Genomic DNA, 626 nt, shown 5'->3' with positions numbered 1-626 from the left:
GCGCTGGACGGGCGCTCTGTGTACCAGCTGATCGAGCAGGAGCAGGTCACCATTGCGCTCGGTGTGCCGACGGTCTGGCAAATGCTGCTGGAGCATGTCGATGCCTGCAACGGCACTTTTTCATCACTGAAGAAGACCACCATCGGTGGCGCTGCCTGTACGCCAAGCATGCAAGCGCACTTCGAGGATCGCTACCAGGTCGAGGTGATCCACGCCTGGGGCATGACTGAAACATCGCCGCTTGGCACGGCCTCGGTGTTGATGGCCGAGCATGCCGGCCTCAGCCGCGAGGAACAGCAACGGTTGCGTCTGAAACAAGGGCGCCCGGTGTTCGGCGTCGATCTGCGCATCGTCGACGATCAGGGTAACCCGCAACCGCGTAATGGCCAGAGTTGCGGCCACCTGCAGGTCAAGGGTCACTGGGTGATCAGTTCTTACTTCAAGGATGAGTGCGAGCAGCGCCTGGACGATGGCTGGTTCGCCACTGGCGACGTGGCAACCCTCGACGGCAATGGCTACCTGCAACTGACGGATCGCAGCAAGGATGTGGTCAAGTCCGGAGGCGAATGGCTGTCGACCATCGACATCGAGAATATCGTCATGAGCCACCCCGCCGTGTTCATGGC

1 protein-coding gene is annotated in these 626 nt (G+C 61.0%); it reads left to right on the top strand.

Annotated elements, in window-relative coordinates; genetic code table 11:
- Positions 1-18: 18 nt before the first annotated feature.
- A partial coding sequence (locus ACNFCJ_RS24115; RefSeq protein WP_416773898.1) for an AMP-binding protein occupies positions 19-626 on the top strand: 608 nt, incomplete at its 3' end.

The sequence above is a fragment of the Pseudomonas sp. NY15364 genome, assembly GCF_048068235.1.
Classification (GTDB): Bacteria; Pseudomonadota; Gammaproteobacteria; order Pseudomonadales; family Pseudomonadaceae; genus Aquipseudomonas; species Aquipseudomonas mendocina_D.
Note: the sequence above shows the minus strand (reverse complement) of the source record. Positions and strands in the feature narration are given on the sequence as shown.